Annotated in this window: 14 protein-coding genes; 13 read left to right on the forward strand and 1 reads right to left on the reverse strand. The window is 59.1% G+C overall.

Annotated features, from left to right (window positions below):
- Positions 1-60: 60 nt before the first annotated feature.
- The gene (locus H9S92_RS20910) at positions 61-498 is read right to left on the reverse strand and encodes a hypothetical protein (RefSeq protein WP_187468649.1); all 438 of its coding nucleotides are present in this window, start codon (positions 496-498) and stop codon (positions 61-63) included.
- Between the two features lie 215 nt (positions 499-713).
- Here H9S92_RS20910 and H9S92_RS20915 point away from each other — a divergent pair, with 215 nt between their 5' ends.
- The 13 genes from H9S92_RS20915 (at position 714) to H9S92_RS20975 (ending at position 14,638) form a co-directional block, all read left to right on the forward strand.
- A complete protein-coding gene (locus H9S92_RS20915) occupies positions 714-1,958 on the forward strand; it encodes an arginase family protein (protein WP_187468650.1) in 1,245 nt (414 codons plus the stop codon).
- A gap of 314 nt (positions 1,959-2,272) precedes the next feature.
- Positions 2,273-2,521, forward strand: a complete 249-nt coding sequence (locus H9S92_RS20920) for a hypothetical protein (RefSeq protein WP_187468651.1) — start codon at positions 2,273-2,275, stop codon at positions 2,519-2,521.
- 161 nt (positions 2,522-2,682) lie between these two features.
- A complete protein-coding gene (locus H9S92_RS20925; protein ID WP_187468652.1) occupies positions 2,683-3,258 on the forward strand; it encodes a DUF4255 domain-containing protein in 576 nt (191 codons plus the stop codon).
- 2 nt (positions 3,259-3,260) lie between these two features.
- The gene (locus tag H9S92_RS20930) at positions 3,261-4,334 is read left to right on the forward strand and encodes a hypothetical protein (RefSeq protein WP_187468653.1); all 1,074 of its coding nucleotides are present in this window, start codon (positions 3,261-3,263) and stop codon (positions 4,332-4,334) included.
- Positions 4,335-4,366: 32 nt separating this feature from the next.
- A complete protein-coding gene (locus H9S92_RS20935; protein WP_187468654.1) occupies positions 4,367-6,025 on the forward strand; it encodes a phage tail sheath family protein in 1,659 nt (552 codons plus the stop codon).
- Positions 6,026-6,064: 39 nt separating this feature from the next.
- Positions 6,065-6,517 (forward strand): phage tail protein, encoded by a 453-nt coding sequence (locus H9S92_RS20940; RefSeq protein WP_187468655.1) that lies wholly within the window; start codon positions 6,065-6,067, stop codon positions 6,515-6,517.
- Positions 6,518-6,584: 67 nt separating this feature from the next.
- Positions 6,585-7,088 carry a phage tail protein gene (locus H9S92_RS20945; protein ID WP_187468656.1) on the forward strand — a complete coding sequence of 168 codons (504 nt, stop codon included), beginning with the start codon at positions 6,585-6,587 and terminating at the stop codon, positions 7,086-7,088.
- 20 nt (positions 7,089-7,108) lie between these two features.
- Positions 7,109-7,342 (forward strand): DUF5908 family protein, encoded by a 234-nt coding sequence (locus H9S92_RS20950; protein WP_187468657.1) that lies wholly within the window; start codon positions 7,109-7,111, stop codon positions 7,340-7,342.
- A gap of 88 nt (positions 7,343-7,430) precedes the next feature.
- The gene (locus tag H9S92_RS20955; protein WP_187468658.1) at positions 7,431-8,132 is read left to right on the forward strand and encodes a CIS tube protein; all 702 of its coding nucleotides are present in this window, start codon (positions 7,431-7,433) and stop codon (positions 8,130-8,132) included.
- Positions 8,133-8,139: 7 nt separating this feature from the next.
- Positions 8,140-9,915, forward strand: a complete 1,776-nt coding sequence (gene vgrG, locus H9S92_RS20960; RefSeq protein ID WP_187468659.1) for a type VI secretion system tip protein VgrG — start codon at positions 8,140-8,142, stop codon at positions 9,913-9,915.
- Between the two features lie 109 nt (positions 9,916-10,024).
- Positions 10,025-10,324, forward strand: coding sequence for a PAAR domain-containing protein (locus H9S92_RS20965; RefSeq protein ID WP_187468660.1), 300 nt, complete (start codon positions 10,025-10,027; stop codon positions 10,322-10,324).
- A gap of 10 nt (positions 10,325-10,334) precedes the next feature.
- On the forward strand, positions 10,335-10,760 hold the full coding sequence (locus H9S92_RS20970) for a GPW/gp25 family protein (RefSeq protein ID WP_187468661.1): 426 nt from the start codon (positions 10,335-10,337) through the stop codon (positions 10,758-10,760).
- Between the two features lie 11 nt (positions 10,761-10,771).
- Complete coding sequence (locus H9S92_RS20975) at positions 10,772-14,638, forward strand: baseplate J/gp47 family protein (RefSeq protein WP_187468662.1); 3,867 nt, start codon at positions 10,772-10,774, stop codon at positions 14,636-14,638.
- The last annotated feature ends 9 nt before the right edge of the window (positions 14,639-14,647 follow it).

A 14,647-nucleotide genomic window follows, 5' to 3' on the forward strand; every position in this document is an offset into this window, starting at 1 on the left:
ATAGTAACGTTTTATGCAATGATTAAAATTTTGGTTAAAAACCGGTCCGTACACTTAGCCCTAATAGTAGGCCGGCACGGCCATCCCCAGCGGAATGAGAATGCGCAGGTGGCCACCTTTTTCCTCGTAGGCGTACTGCCCCCGCAGGATGGTGCTCCCCTCCGGCAAGCCACAGTGCTGGGCTAAGGCGGGCGTGAAGTGAAAGTGTTCCTCGACCGTAAAGCGACCGCCCTTGAACTGCCGGGCGTAGCTGCCCGCGCAGATGTCGCGCCGCCGGAAGTGCAGCTCGACTTTGCCCGCCCGGCCATCATAGTAAACCATGGCTCCCGTGCGACGGCAGCCCTGGCACGCGCCAAGGGCCCGCACTGGCGTGCCGGAGAAATCCATGTTGCAAATGCCCAGCCCCTGGCAATCCTTCTTCTTCGGATTTCCAAACTCGACATTGACGTATTTGCCCGCAGGCAGGTACAGATCCGTAAAGGAGATAATTCTGGACATCAGATCATTTCGATTGGTGATGCCACAAAGGTGGGCCGATTAAACCCCACCTATTAGGACGATAAACCGAATTTAAAGCCCCGCAAGTACAAACTTTTATTAGATATAATTTTCACAATTTGCTCTTTATCAACATCTTACAATTTTACTTTGCTTCATTTCATGCCCAAATAGCCAATACAGCAGTCCTATCTTTGGCTTAGAAAAAAAATGCTATGTCTTACTACCCTCCTACTCAATACCGCATGGCCCGTTGCCTCACCATCAAAGCCAAGGGTGAAGCCTACGAAATCACCCACGAGCTGAGTGGCCGCAGCTTCGTTTTGCCTGCGCTGGCCTACCAGTTGCTGACGGAACTCAAGGCACCCACAACACTTGAGGAATTGCTCGAGCGTTGCCCAAAAGCCCTGGCGGCGGCCGACGTTGAGGCCCTCTTAAACCGGCTTCGGGCGGGGGGCATCATTGTGGGAACGGGAGACGACGAAACCTACCACCGCCGCCTGCCCGCAGCGCCTTTGTTTGGGGTACCGGCCTACGATGGCCCGCTGGCCACCGACCGGCAAAACCGCCGCCTCGTGCTGCTGGGTCTGCCCTTCGGCAGCGGCAATAAGCTCGACGCCGGCTGCGCGCGCTTTCCGGCCAAACTCCGGTGGTTTGCCCAGTCTTACCTTGCTACATTGCACCGTAGAGCCGCCACCCTGGATTTCCGGGGCCTGGGAGCCGACAACGCCGCATTCGACCAACTGCGGCAGTGGCTGACGGAAAACCGCCTCACCGACGGCGGCGATCTTTACCTACAGGCCAACGAGTACCCCGCCTCCGTGTACGCTAAAGTGGAGCGCCTGACCGCTGAGATTTCCGCCGCCGGAAACGTTCCCATCATGCTCGGCGGAGACCACAGCCTGACCTTTCCGGCCATCAGCGGCGTAGCCAAACACCACGAACGGCTACAAATTATCCAGTTCGACGCCCACTCTGACACCTACGCTAACCGGATTGCAGATCTCTACGCCAGCGTCGGGAAAGCCCCCCACCACCACGGAAATTTCCTCAGCCACGCCCTGGCGCTGCCGCAGATCCAGTCCGTCTGGCAGTACGGCATCCGCGGGCCCTACACGCTTACACCCGCCGCCGACCCGCGCTGCCGGGTGTTTTACGCCCACGAAATCCCTGCCCTGCTGGAGCGGCCCGACGCGGTCTGGCCCGACCCTGAGATTCCCACTTACCTGACCTTCGACATCGACTTTTTCGACCCCAGCCTGGCACCCGGTACGGCCACCCCGGTGATCGATGGACCCGACTACCGCAGCGGACTCGCGCTGCTGGAAAAAATCCTCGGCCGCATCAACGTAGTCGGAGCCGACCTCATGGAGGTCAATCCCGAAAAAGACCGCGACGAACGGACCATGCAGGCCGCCGTCGGGACCCTCCTGCGCCTCATCAACGGCATCAAAAGTTAGCGTTTAAGGGTCGGTTTGGGCTGGCCATTCCTCGCTCCTTGTCCGATCTCCCCCCTTTGGGGGGCCGGGGGGGAGCACCTGCGGACGCGCCCTGACGGTGTGCCAAAACGTGGAAAAAGCGTCCATTTGGGCGCTGCCGCAGGTGCCGTGACGGGTGAAAAAGCGGGGGAAGTCGGGGCCAAGCCCCCCTAAAAGGCATTTGGAATAGGTAGAAACCCCTGTTTAGGGGGAAAAAACCCCTATTTATCGGTTTTAACACGCGGAAAGCTTCGCTCGCCCCCCTATATTGGTGGCTCAAAGCCAAACCGCGCACTGTGAAAGCGTTCTTTGCCCGCGAGTTCCTTTGGTTGTTGCTGACCCTCGTCCTGGCCGTCCCACTGGCCTTTTTGTGGTTGGCGGCGCTCGATTTGGTCTCCGCGCAAGCCCACTTTACGGACGAAGAAAAAGTATTCGTCCTGGAACTCTTTCTCCTGGCCTACGCCATCAGTTTTGTGGGCATTTACCTGGTGCGGATGGTTGTGGCTGCCATCAAATCCCTGGCCCTTCAGCCAGCTAAAAAATAGGTTTACTACAACACAGCATTTTCACTTTGACCGCTTAGGGGAGCCTGTATTCTACTGCCACTCCTCCACTTTTTCGGAAGCATTCCCCCACTACCTGCTGCACTGCGGGCGGATGGTGTTTTGCCCGGGCCAGAAGCGTCTCATTCCCGCACGCACCAAATATGATTCAGCAGGTTTTAACGAGCATTGTGGGAGATTTGAACGGCTACCTGCGCCGGACGGTCGCCGATGCCGAAGACAAAGCGGTACTGGGTGCGCTGGCGGAAGCGGATGGCAGTCCTGCCGCCACCGGAGACAACCGGATGGTCTGTACCCTGGTCAACATCGAACAGGAGCGCGTAAACCTCAACCAGTTGCCCGACCGCAGTGCCAAAACCAACGCCCCGGTTTGCCTAAACCTCTACCTGTTGTTTTCCGCGCGCTTCCCCAACAACTACGCCGAGGCGCTGAAATTCCTGGCCCTCACCATCGGCTTTTTCCAGGGCAAGCAGGTCTTTACCCCCCAGAATACACCGGGATTGCCCGCCGGCGCAGAGAAGGTAACCATGGAAATCTACAACCTCGACCTGCACGCCCAGAGCCAACTCTGGGGAGCGCTCGGTGCCAAACTCGTGCCCGCCGTAGTGATGAAAATGCGGATGCTTACCATCACGCGCAACCTGCTGTTGGAAGAAATCAGTGAAATCCGGGCCGTCGAATCGAACAGCCAGGTAGACCCTAACCGCACAACGCCCTAGCCATGCAAGTACAGTACACTTCGCTGTTTCAGGTGCGTTGCTGGCACGGGTACTTTCCGAAGGACGTCTGTCCGGTCCTGCAGCTCGTCCCTACCGCCGAAACGGCTGCGTTGATGCGGGAATTTATGGTACGTCAGGTGGACCGCGCCGAAGGCATTACCAATTTTTACTACGGGACGTATCGGGAACGACCGGGTGCTTTGCTCGAACTGGAGCAGCCCTTGTTGTTAAGCTTCCGGGTTCGCCCGACGGATGATAAATTTCTGGTTTACACGGACGTTGACCTCCGGGACTCCTTTAGCCACGGCTACCATTTTTCCAACCTTGCTACGACGGACACGCCGGTTGGCAAGACGCTGACCGCCGGGACGGCCAACTGGCTGCGGCGCTGCGCCACGGGCTTTGACTTTGCCCGGCCCGCCTCCTGCACCCTGGTGGATGAGACGGGAGAAAGCTGGGGAGCTTACCCATCCGACGGGGACTCCGTATTCAGCGCGCCCGCTGCCGACACCCTCCGCCTGAACGGTGCAGGGTTGCCCAGTGGGCGCTACCAAATCATCAGCGAAGGGGCGGTACTGCACGACTTCCTCCTGATGGGCAACGCGGACCAGCAGGGCGACCTCGGGCTGCTGTCCGTATACCTCGGCGCAATTAAAGGCCAACACATTGTGGTGGACGGCGCGATAGTGGAAGAAAGCTACCACTTGTCTTTTCCGGCCCGGTCGACCATTTGGCGTTACCACTTTCTGGATCAGTCGGAGCCACCCTACGATCGCTTGGTGCTCAGTGCGGTTGGCCCGGGCGGAGCCAGCGACTGGGAGCAAGTTCCGGGGCAACGGGTACTATCCAACGGAGCAGCGGCCACCGTCATCCAGTCAACGGCGCCCATCCCGCTGCGGAAGGTGCCGGAGCAGCGTCTTCAGGTCTTGGCCAGCCGCACGGAAAATGGCCGAACGCAAAGCTACACCATTCCATTGCCGGTGGCGGTGGGCGATGCCGTCAGCCACTCGCCGCCAGCATCCGCTGAAAATACGGAGCAGGAACCCTTGTTCTCCGACCTCTACATCTACCTGTAATCATCGAAAAACATTTTCACTAAACCTGTACCATGGCCAAAGTATATCAGACCCCCGGGGTGTACATTGAGGAAAGAAGTGCTTTCCCCAACTCCGCCGTTCCGGTCGCCACCGCCGTCCCAGCCTTCATTGGCTATACGGAAAAGGCGACCCGGGACAAAAAATCCCTCCTCCTCAAGCCCACCAAGATCAGTTCCTTCGGGGAATACCTGCAATTCTTCGGTGGGGCTCCGGTACCCAAACTGGAGATTGGTGCTTCGACCGACCCGGCGGTGCCCTATGCCCTGACGATCAAAAAGGAAGGTTACTTCACGCTGCACAGCCAGATGAAGATGTTCTTCTCCAACGGGGGTACCGATTGCTACATCATCTCCGTGGGCGGCTACACGAAAGACGATGGGACGGCCAATGTGATTGACCTGGAGGTACTAAAGACCGGGATCTCCCCTCTGCTCAAGGAGCCCGAACCCACCATGCTCGTCATCCCGGAAGCTGCCACCTCTCCTGTGGATCCGGCCGACCAGGTCAACGCCGTCAAGGCCATTTACGGCGTCTACCAGGACATGACCAAGCACTGTGGAGTCGATATGCGCAGCCGTTTTGCGATCACCGACGTGTGGATGGACCGGGCCAAGTACGATACGAAGGACTACGACATGCAGGCCGATATTGAGCTCTTCCGCGACGGCATTGGCTCCAACAACCTGCAGTGGGCGGCCAGCTACTTCCCCTGGCTGCACACCAGCGCGGTTTCCCCCAACGATGTGGGCATCCTCAACATTGAGAACCGGGGAGATGCGGCCGACGTCCAGGAACTGGTTGATACGCTTTTCAATGACAAAGGAGAAATCATCGACAAGGCGGCCTTCAAGACCAGTTTTGTGGATGGAGACCCCGCCACCTTACTCCAACTCCTCGATAAATCCTTGAACCGCGACGTGCTGGACGGACTGGTGCGGGTCAAGGCGGCCAAGGACATCAAGACCAACCTGCTGGCCAAGGTGGCTACCCTGGACGTGAATGATTCCACGGCGGTCAATGACCTTAACCAGGGGTTGCTGGCCGTAAGCCCCATGTTCAAGGCGGTAATGCGCGACCTGCGCAAGGAACTCAACCTGCTTCCACCGAGTGCGGCAATGGCTGGAGTCTACTCCATGGTCGATAACACCGTCGGTGTGTTTCAGTCGCCGGCCAACATCAGTGTCGGCTCCGTGCTCAGCCCGGCAGTCAACATCAGCAGCGAGCAGCAGGAGAGCATGAACATCCCCATCAACGGCAAAGCCATCAACGCCATCCGCACCTTCCCCGGCAAGGGCGTTCTGGTGTGGGGAGCGCGTACCCTGGATGGGAACAGCCAGGATTGGCGCTACATCAGTGTGCGCCGCACGGTGATTTTCATCGAACAATCCATCAAGTACGCCGCCGAGCCCTACGTGTTTGAGCCCAATACGGCCTCGACCTGGTCGAACATGAAAGCTCTGCTGGTCAACTTCCTCACCAACGTCTGGCAATCGGGTGCACTGGCGGGTGCAACCCCGGATGATGCCTTCAGCGTGGACGTGGGCCTGGGCAGTACGATGACGCCGGTCGACATCCTCGATGGCTACATGCGCATCAGCGTTAAACTGGCCGTCACGCGCCCGGCGGAATTCATCGTCATCACCTTCGAGCAAAAGATGCAACAGTCTTAGCCCACCATAATTCGTAACAAAACTTAACCTAAGCATACCATGGCTGGAGAAAAGCAAGAAAGCCCGTGGCCCGTACCGAAGTTCCACTTCAAAGCCACCATCGGTTCTAAAGGAGAAATCGCCTTCCAGGAGGTTTCTGGCCTGGATACCGAGTACGACATCATTGAATACCGGGCAGGCAATAGCCTCGACTTCTCGACGGTGAAAATGCCGGGGCTGAAAAAAGCCTCCGACATTACCCTGAAGAAAGGCATGTTCAAGAGCGACTCTTCCCTGTTCACCTACTTCAACGAAGTGAAGATGAACACCATCGCCCGGGAGACCGTCACGATCCAATTGCTGGACGAGGAACACAACCCGATGTTCACGTGGACGCTCAAGAACGCCTTCCCGATGAAGGTTTCCGGAACGGACATGAACGCCCAGAACAGCGAGGTAGCGGTAGAGGAAATTGTATTGGCGCACGAAGGCTTAAGCTTCGAGGCGGCTTAAAAGATGGCAGCGGCCGGTAGTTTACCTAAGCAGGACTAGACTACCGGCCGGGCCTCAACCGAACGATATGCAAGCATACACGCCGCCCGTTGGTTTCAGTTTCAGTGTGCAAATTCTGGGTGCCGGGGATACGCCTTTTCCTCCCGTAGACGCGGCCTTCCAGGAGGTCTCGGGGCTGAACGTCACGCTGGCAACCGAAACGATCCGTGAAGGCGGAGAAAACCGCTTCGTCCACCGCGTACCGAGCACGACGAACTACGAAAACCTGGTCTTGAAACGCGGGCTGATGGTGCGTTCCTCTTCTCTCTCCGCCTGGTGTACCAAGGTATTGAGCGGAGGGCTGAACACCCGGATTGAGCCCAAAACCATTAAGGTCTCCCTGCTGGACGCTAACCAGGAAAGCGGGGAGCCACTGATGAGTTGGAAATTCGTTAATGCCTACCCCATTCGCTGGGAAGTTGGCGCGCTCAATGCCGGGCAAAGCAGCATTGTCGTGGAAAGCATCGCCTTTGCCTTCAGCTATTTTGAAACGATCAACGAACCCGCCGCACGGCAGTATCCCCTCTCCTGACCTTTTCAAGAAACCAAGCTATGCCCATTGAAATACGGGAATTGGTCATTGAGGCCAGCCTGGCCCGGGCGGAAGACCAGGGCGAGGATTCCACCAAAATGCTGACGGAGGAAGACCGGGAAGAACTCAAGGAAGAGATTCTGCAGAGCCTGCAAAACGTGGATGACTTGTTGCCCCCGGCAGCGCGGCAGGCCTTGCTGGAAGAACTACTGCACGAGGTAAGAAAACTGCTGGCAGAGGAGCGCCGGCGGTAAGGAAAGCGTATCCTTTTTTCCGGGCACCTGAGCCAGCGTATCTGCCCCAGGGCCCTGCATTTAACCACTTAAAAAATCACCAGCGTTTATGGCACAGGCATCTCCTAAGGCGGACCGTAAGCTCCGAATCTGGGCCTACGCCGACAAGAATTTTTCCCAATTGGTGCCAGGGGTGAAAAACCCACTGGAGGTAAGCATTAACCCCAGCGGCTACAAACGCACCTTCAAGCCCCTCAAAGCGGGCAAGCCGGCCATCACGCTGGCCAACGGTGAAATTGCCGACATCAAGATTGTGGACCCGCCACCCGAAATTTTCCAGGTGGAACTCTGGTTTGATGCCACCGGGGCCGTCCCTGGAACGGGAGAAGTGACCGATGACATCGAGCTCTTGAAGAAGCACGCTCTGCTGTACAATGGAGACATCCACTCGACGAACTTCGTCAAGCTGGAATGGGGGGGAACCGGGGGCCTGCTCTTTAAAGGGCAGCTGCAGTCGCTGAACGTTGACTACAGTCTCTTCGACCGCAAGGGAAAGCCGTTGCGGGCCAAAGCGCTGGCCACCTTCGTGGAATTTATTGACGCGAAGACCCGGGAAAGCCTGAAAAAGAAAAACTCTCCGGACCTGACGCACGTCCGCACCGTCGGCGCGGGCGACACCCTCCCCCTGATGTGCTACCGCATATACGGAGACTCGGCGTACTACGTCCAGGTAGCTGCGGCCAACCAACTGGCGAGCGTGCTGGACCTGCGCCCAGGCCAACGCATCGTATTCCCTCCGATCAACAATTGACTTGCCCATGCCTACTACGCCCATCACTGCTGAAATGGATTACGTTTCTTTCAGCATCAGCATCGACGGAACGCCCCTATCCGATACGTACGACGTGCTCAGTCTTGAGGTGGAGCGGGCGGTGAACCGCATTGCGAAGGCCAGCTTTTCCTTGCTGCTGCCCGTGGGACAGGGGAACAACCAGGATTTTGCCGCCAGTGAGGCGAGCACCCTACTGCCCGGTGGTGCGGTGGAGATAAAACTGGGATACAACTCCAAAGAGCAGACCGTATTCAAGGGCCTCATCCTGCGCCACGGCATCCGCACGGCGGCGGGACAACGGCCGGTGCTGGACATCACCTGCCAGGACGAGGCCATCAAACTGAGCCTGGGTAATCGCATCCGGACTTTTGCGGAAAAGACGGACAGCGACATCATTGCCAGCGTAGTGGGCGAAGCGGGGCTGGCCAAAGACATAGCGGCCACCACTTATCAGCATCCGATGTTCATCCAGCCCCAGGCCAATGACTGGGACTTTATCGTCAGCCGGGCCGAAGCCAACGGCATGATCGTGTATACGAACGATGGCAAGCTGATGGTCCAAAAACCAACGGCCAGCGACTCCCTGGGTTTTGAGGTGGATTACGAGCGCCACGTGCTGGCCTTTGATGCGGAGCTGGACGCCAGCTTTCAATTGCCTTCCGTTCAGGCGAGTGGTTGGAATTTTGCCAGCCGGCAATTTGCGGCGGGCAATAGCCAGGAGCCCACCGTCAATGCCCAGGGAAACGTCACGGGCAGCAGCATGGCGGACGTAGTCGGGGCCAGTGATGTAAACCTCCAGGTTACGGGTCCGGTGGCCGCCGAAGAACTCACCAGCCTCGCCCAGGCTACCCTGCTGCGCTCCCGGCTTTCGTTGCTGCGCGGGCAAGTCACTTTTTTCGGCAGCGCCATCCCGCAGCTTAATAAGCTCATCACGCTCCAGAATTTTGGTGCCCGCTTCAACGGCGAGGCATTGGTCACGCGGGTAAAGCACACGGTACGGGAGGGCAACTGGCGGACGGAAGTAGGCTTTGGGCTTTCTTCCGAGAGCTACCAGGAAAAACGGGGGCGGGGCAATTCTTCCACTCCGGTGATAAGCGGCCTGCAGAACGGCGTGGTCAAAAAAATTGATGAGGACCCCGACGGCGAATCGCGCATCCAGATTGAGGTTCCGGTGATGGCCGCCACCCTCTGGGCGAGGATGGGGACTTTCTACGCTACTTCAGGACAGGGAACCTTCTTTATGCCGGAGGTGGACGACGAGGTGATTGTCGGGTTCCTCAACGACGACCCGCGCTACGCTGTGGTGCTGGGCAGCATCTACAGCAGCAAAAACGCGCCCGCCTACACGGCCGATGCCGACAACAGTACCAAAGCCTTCACGACCAAAAGCCAGTTGAAGATGGAATTCAATGACCAGGATAAGGTCCTGACCCTGCTCACACCCGGCGGCAACCAGTGCGTTTTTTCGGACAAGGACAAATCGGTAGTGCTCACTGACCAGAACGGCAACACGGTGACGATGGATAGTGGCGGCATTACCCTGAAAAGCGCTAAAGACATCACCCTCGAAGCAACCGGCAACATCGTCATGAAAGCCACCCAGGGAATTACGGCTACGGCCAGCGGCGGGGACGTGGCGCTGAAGGGCCTTAACGTCAATGCCAACGGCAACATTGGGGTAACGGTGAAGGGGGGGGCCACGGCCGAACTCAGCGCCGCAGGCAATACCACGGTAAAGGGGGCAATGGTGATGATCAACTGATGACCGGGTTCAGGCCAGCCGGATTGGGCGGACTTTCCTTGCGCTTTCAACTGTTCCCTGCACCTGCGTCCGCGCCCAATTCCTCACTTCTGAAAACAAAAACAAAACTATGCCACCAGCTGCCCGCCTGACCGATATGCACACCTGCCCGATGGTGACCCCGGGCTTGCCACCGATTCCGCACGTGGGCGGGCCAGTGGTTGGCCCCGGCATCCCGAATGTTTTGATTGGTGGATTGCCCGCTGCAACGCTGGGTGATATGTGCGTGTGCGTGGGCCCGCCGGATTCGATCGTGAAAGGATCGGCCACCGTCATGATCAGCGGCAAACCCGCCGCGCGCATGGGCGACACCACTGCCCACGGAGGTACCATCGTGCTGGGCCTGCCCACGGTAATGATTGGCGGATAAAACAGGAGCAATGGACAGTACGACACTAAAATCATTCCTCGGAACGGGGTGGAGTTTCCCCCCGGCCTTCCAGCTGACCACAGGTGCAGTACAGATGGTGTCGGAAGAAGACGACATCCGGCAAAGCCTGTTCCTGCTCTTTTCCACCACCCCGGGGGAGCGGCTGATGCGCCCCGGGTACGGCTGCGACCTGCAAATGCTGGTTTTTGAGCGGCTCAATGCCTCTACCGAAAGCCAGATCGCTGACCTCATCCGGATGTCCATTCTGCACTATGAACCGCGGATTACGGTGGAAGAGGTGCACGTCACCCTGAGCGATGCGCTGCAAGGCAGAATCGACATTGCCGTCTTCTACACCATCCGCCTGACGAACTCACGGGACAACATCGTTTACCCCTTCTACTTTCGGGAAGGCACCAACGTGCACAACATGTAAAAGCGGGGAAGATGACCAGGGAAAAAGCAAGTCCGCTAGCCAACCACCACGGCACCGCCCGCCACGAACGGCAATCCGGAGCGCTGGAGCCTACCTACGTGCGGGCGGATGAGCGGACGCTCCCCGAACTGCTGGCCTACGCTTATGCTTACGCCAAGCACGTGCGCTTTTTTGCCGAAGATGGCCTCGATGCCGACCCCGCCACGGGGCAGCCCTACGACTGGCGGGCCTTTTTTGAAGGCGACGAATCGGTCTTTTTGGCCACGGTGCTCACCACCGACCTGCACGAGGCCGATGAAGAACTGCAGACTGCGTTTTTGAACATCCACCAGCTGAAGGACCACGAGCAGCAGGCGAACAACTTTACCCAGCTGATCGAAAAGCTCCTGCAGGTCACCCAGGTGCTGCACGGGTGGCAGACCAAAGCACGGAAGCTGCGCGACTGGAACGAGGAGCACCGTTTTGAGCGGGAGATCAACCGGGCCTTGCAGGGCGACCTGGGCTTGCAATACCACGGCTTTTACTACATCCTGAAGACCCTGGTTCGGGAAAACACTTTCCCTGCCCCCGCGCAGCGGACGTGGCAAGAAGTGCTGGACAGTCTCCCTCGGCCCCGGGAGCGCGGCAAGGACGAGCGATTTTTGCACTGGGTAGAGCCCGGGGAGGTAACCTTAGCCGACTGGCTGGCCTTTGCCGGCATCCGGCTGCAGGAATACTACCGCAAACTGTACTTTACCTTGGCTTACCTGTTGGAACTGAGCCAGGAGTTGTTTGAGCAGTCCGTCCACTACCGCAACGACCACTCGCCTCAGATGGGTTTGTTCATCGCTTTCCTGCGCTTGTTCGGGGCAACGCAAGAGGAGCTCAACACCCTGACGGGCCGGCACCTGGATTACTACTACCACGACGTTCTGGGGCGGGAGCCCAACCCCGGGCAGCCCGACCAGGCCATCGTCAGTTTCCAATCGACGCCCGGCCAGCGCGACATTTTCCTGGAGCGCGGAGCCCTGCTGCTGGCCGGCACCGACCCCAACGGCCAGGCTGCGTACTACCGTACGGAAGATGACCTTGACATTTCGGCAACGGGTGTGGCGGCGCTCAAGACCCTCTTCGTCAGTAAAAACCCTATCGTAGCAACGGGCAGCACCTACCGGCTCGTTACCGCCGTGTACGCTGCGCCGGTGGCCGACTCCGCCGACGGGCGCGGGGAGCCTTTCACCGGTGCCGATGCGACCTGGCCGGTTCTGGGCGAAGACCAATTCGACTTTGGGGCCCAAGACCGCCGGATGCCGGCCTCCGTGCTGGGTTTCGCCCTGGCGGCGAGTGTACTCCTGCTGGGAGAAGGGGACCGAAAAGTGAACATTGACCTCTGTTTCACAGCGGAGTCTTTCACCAACCTGGTGGACCTGCTGGACGACATAGCCGAGAACACCGGGCCGGGCAGCAGCCGCAGCGATGTATTCCGCAGGGTATTCGGGCGGCCCTTTCATTTGCTGGTGACGGGTGAAAAAGGCTGGACGGAGATTACAAAATACCGCTTGCTGCCGCTGGAAGAGGGGCAGACCATGCTACGGCTCGAATTTCAACTGGACCCTGCCGCCCCGGCTATTCGTCCGCTCGACCCCGCAGTACACGGCAGCGACTTCAACACGGCCTGGCCCGTGCTGAAAATAACGCTGAGCGATCAGGAAGCCAGCTACGCTTATTCTTTTCTCCGCGACCTGGAGTTAGAGCGCATTGACCTGGACGTAAAAGTGACGGGACTAAAAACGGTGACGGTACAGAACGACCAGGGATTGGTCGACAGTTCCGGCCCCTTCCTCCCCTTTGGCCCCTTTCCCCGGCCTAAGGCTTATTTCCTCTTTGGCCACGCGGAACTGTTCAACAAGCAACTGACGGATATGGAGTTGCAGCTTGATTGGGCGCACCTGCCCGACGGGGCCGAGGGATTCAGCGGCCACTACCGGGGCTACGATGAAGTGGTGACGAATGATTCCTTCACCTTCAGCCTGAGCGCGCTTACCGACTACGCTTTCCAGCCCATGCGGGAGGCTGAGCAGGACGTATACCCCATGTTCGAGAGCAACTTCGTGGAGCAGCCGCCGCTCCGTACCCGCCGGATCCTGACGGTTGACGCGGTGGCCCTGAAGCGACTGCGCTACGTGCCGCTGTACACGCTGGGGGCTTTGGATCCGTATACCAACGGGAGCCGGACGGGCTACTTCAAATTGCAGCTCCGCAGCCCGGCCATGGCCTTTGGGCACGCCCGCTACCCCACCCTGTTTGCCCGGCGGATGGCGGAGGGTGCCCGCCGGCCCTTCAGCCTGTTCGGGGGGGCGGAGGATGCGCCGCTGGACTTACCCAACGAGCCTTACACGCCCGTCATCAGCGCCTTGAGCATCAATTACCGCGCCAGCACCTCGCTCCGGCTTGCCCGCCTGGAGCAGGGCAGCAACGATGCTGCGGCCGATAACCGGCTCTTCCGGCTGCATCCTTTTGGCACCGAGAAGGTATTTGCCGGGGGCTTGCTGGAATCGCCGTACCTCCTGCCGCGCTTCGATGAAGACGGCTATCTCTACATCGGGCTGCGGGATTTGCCCGCCCCGCGGATGCTTTCCCTCTTCTTTGATTTGCAGGACAGCAAAAAGAAACTGAGCCGGCAGCCCACAGTGGTGCAGTGGCACTACCTGGCTCGGGATGGCTGGCAGCCCTTTGCGGCCAATCAGATCCTTTCCGACACCACCGTTGACCTCTCTACCCGGGGCATCGTCCGCTTCGATTGTCCGGCGGAAATGAGCAAAGGACGGGGCTTGCTCGACCATGGCCTATACTGGATCCGCGCCTCGGCGTCAGGGAGTTTGAGTACCATGGGACGCTGCCGGCGCATCATTCCCCACGCCGTGGTGGCCAGCTGGGTGGATGGGGGCGACGCCACCCACCTCATCATTCCCCCCAGCGAGCGGCCACCGATTACGGAACTGCTGGCACCCCCTCCCGGGATCGGCCCCGTCTACCAGGCTACGGGATTCACCAAGGGCCTGCCCCGCGAGACGGAAGCAGCCTTTCGGGTGCGGGCAAGCGAACGGCTGCGCCACAAGGGGCGGGCGGTGAGTGCCTGGGACATTGAGCGCCTGGTGCTGGAAAAATTTCCCGATATCCACCAGGTAAAGTGCATCAGCGCCCACGGCAACGAGACTCTGCTCCAGCGGGGTGAGGTAAGGGTGGTCGTCATCCCCGCCATTGTCGATCAGGACCCGCGGCCTATGGTCGGCTACCACGCGCTGCGCGATATCGAGCAATACCTCCGCTCGGTGGCTGGTGCCTTTGCCCAGATCCGGGTGACGAACCCCACATACGAGCAGTTGAAGGTCAGCTGCCAGGTCCGGCTCACCCCCGCCAGCCAGGCCTACCGCGGGCGGGTGCTGCGCGAATTGCACGACCGGATCACCGCCTTCGTTTGTCCCTGGCTCCAGCAGGGGGTGGTCAAATTGGGTGGAACGGTCAGCAAAACCGATATCCTGGCCGTGCTAAATGCCCACCCCGCCGTGCAGTTTGTTACGGGGTTTGCCTTGGTTCAGCTATTTGAGTCCGCTGAGGATTACTACGCCCTGCGGGATACGGCCCGGCCCACGGCAGACACTGAGCTGATTACCGCCAGCCGCCCCTGGAGTGTGCTCATTCCCGTCCCGGAGCACCAGATTGAACTACTCAGCGCCGATGCTTATGCCTTTGCCACCGTCACGGCCCTGGACGAAATGCGGGTGGAAGGCGACTTCATCATTACTTCCGACGACCCGGAGCCATTTTCCTTTGACGCGGGCAGTGCCGCGCCGCCGGGCGAACGTTTTGCGCTGCCCCTTACCTGGCTACAACCATAAATCGCCCCA

Source organism: Neolewinella lacunae (genome assembly GCF_014349155.1).
Classification (GTDB): domain Bacteria; phylum Bacteroidota; class Bacteroidia; order Chitinophagales; family Saprospiraceae; genus Neolewinella; species Neolewinella lacunae.

Coding starts and splice junctions, on each gene's coding strand:
- H9S92_RS20910 (WP_187468649.1), bottom strand. CDS start 498: ATGTCCAGAATTATCTCCTTTACGGATCTGTACCTGCCTGCGGGCAAA.
- H9S92_RS20915 (WP_187468650.1), top strand. CDS start 714: ATGTCTTACTACCCTCCTACTCAATACCGCATGGCCCGTTGCCTCACC.
- H9S92_RS20925 (WP_187468652.1), top strand. CDS start 2,683: ATGATTCAGCAGGTTTTAACGAGCATTGTGGGAGATTTGAACGGCTAC.
- H9S92_RS20930 (WP_187468653.1), top strand. CDS start 3,261: ATGCAAGTACAGTACACTTCGCTGTTTCAGGTGCGTTGCTGGCACGGG.
- H9S92_RS20935 (WP_187468654.1), top strand. CDS start 4,367: ATGGCCAAAGTATATCAGACCCCCGGGGTGTACATTGAGGAAAGAAGT.
- H9S92_RS20940 (WP_187468655.1), top strand. CDS start 6,065: ATGGCTGGAGAAAAGCAAGAAAGCCCGTGGCCCGTACCGAAGTTCCAC.
- H9S92_RS20945 (WP_187468656.1), top strand. CDS start 6,585: ATGCAAGCATACACGCCGCCCGTTGGTTTCAGTTTCAGTGTGCAAATT.
- H9S92_RS20950 (WP_187468657.1), top strand. CDS start 7,109: ATGCCCATTGAAATACGGGAATTGGTCATTGAGGCCAGCCTGGCCCGG.
- H9S92_RS20955 (WP_187468658.1), top strand. CDS start 7,431: ATGGCACAGGCATCTCCTAAGGCGGACCGTAAGCTCCGAATCTGGGCC.
- vgrG (WP_187468659.1), top strand. CDS start 8,140: ATGCCTACTACGCCCATCACTGCTGAAATGGATTACGTTTCTTTCAGC.
- H9S92_RS20965 (WP_187468660.1), top strand. CDS start 10,025: ATGCCACCAGCTGCCCGCCTGACCGATATGCACACCTGCCCGATGGTG.
- H9S92_RS20970 (WP_187468661.1), top strand. CDS start 10,335: ATGGACAGTACGACACTAAAATCATTCCTCGGAACGGGGTGGAGTTTC.
- H9S92_RS20975 (WP_187468662.1), top strand. CDS start 10,772: ATGACCAGGGAAAAAGCAAGTCCGCTAGCCAACCACCACGGCACCGCC.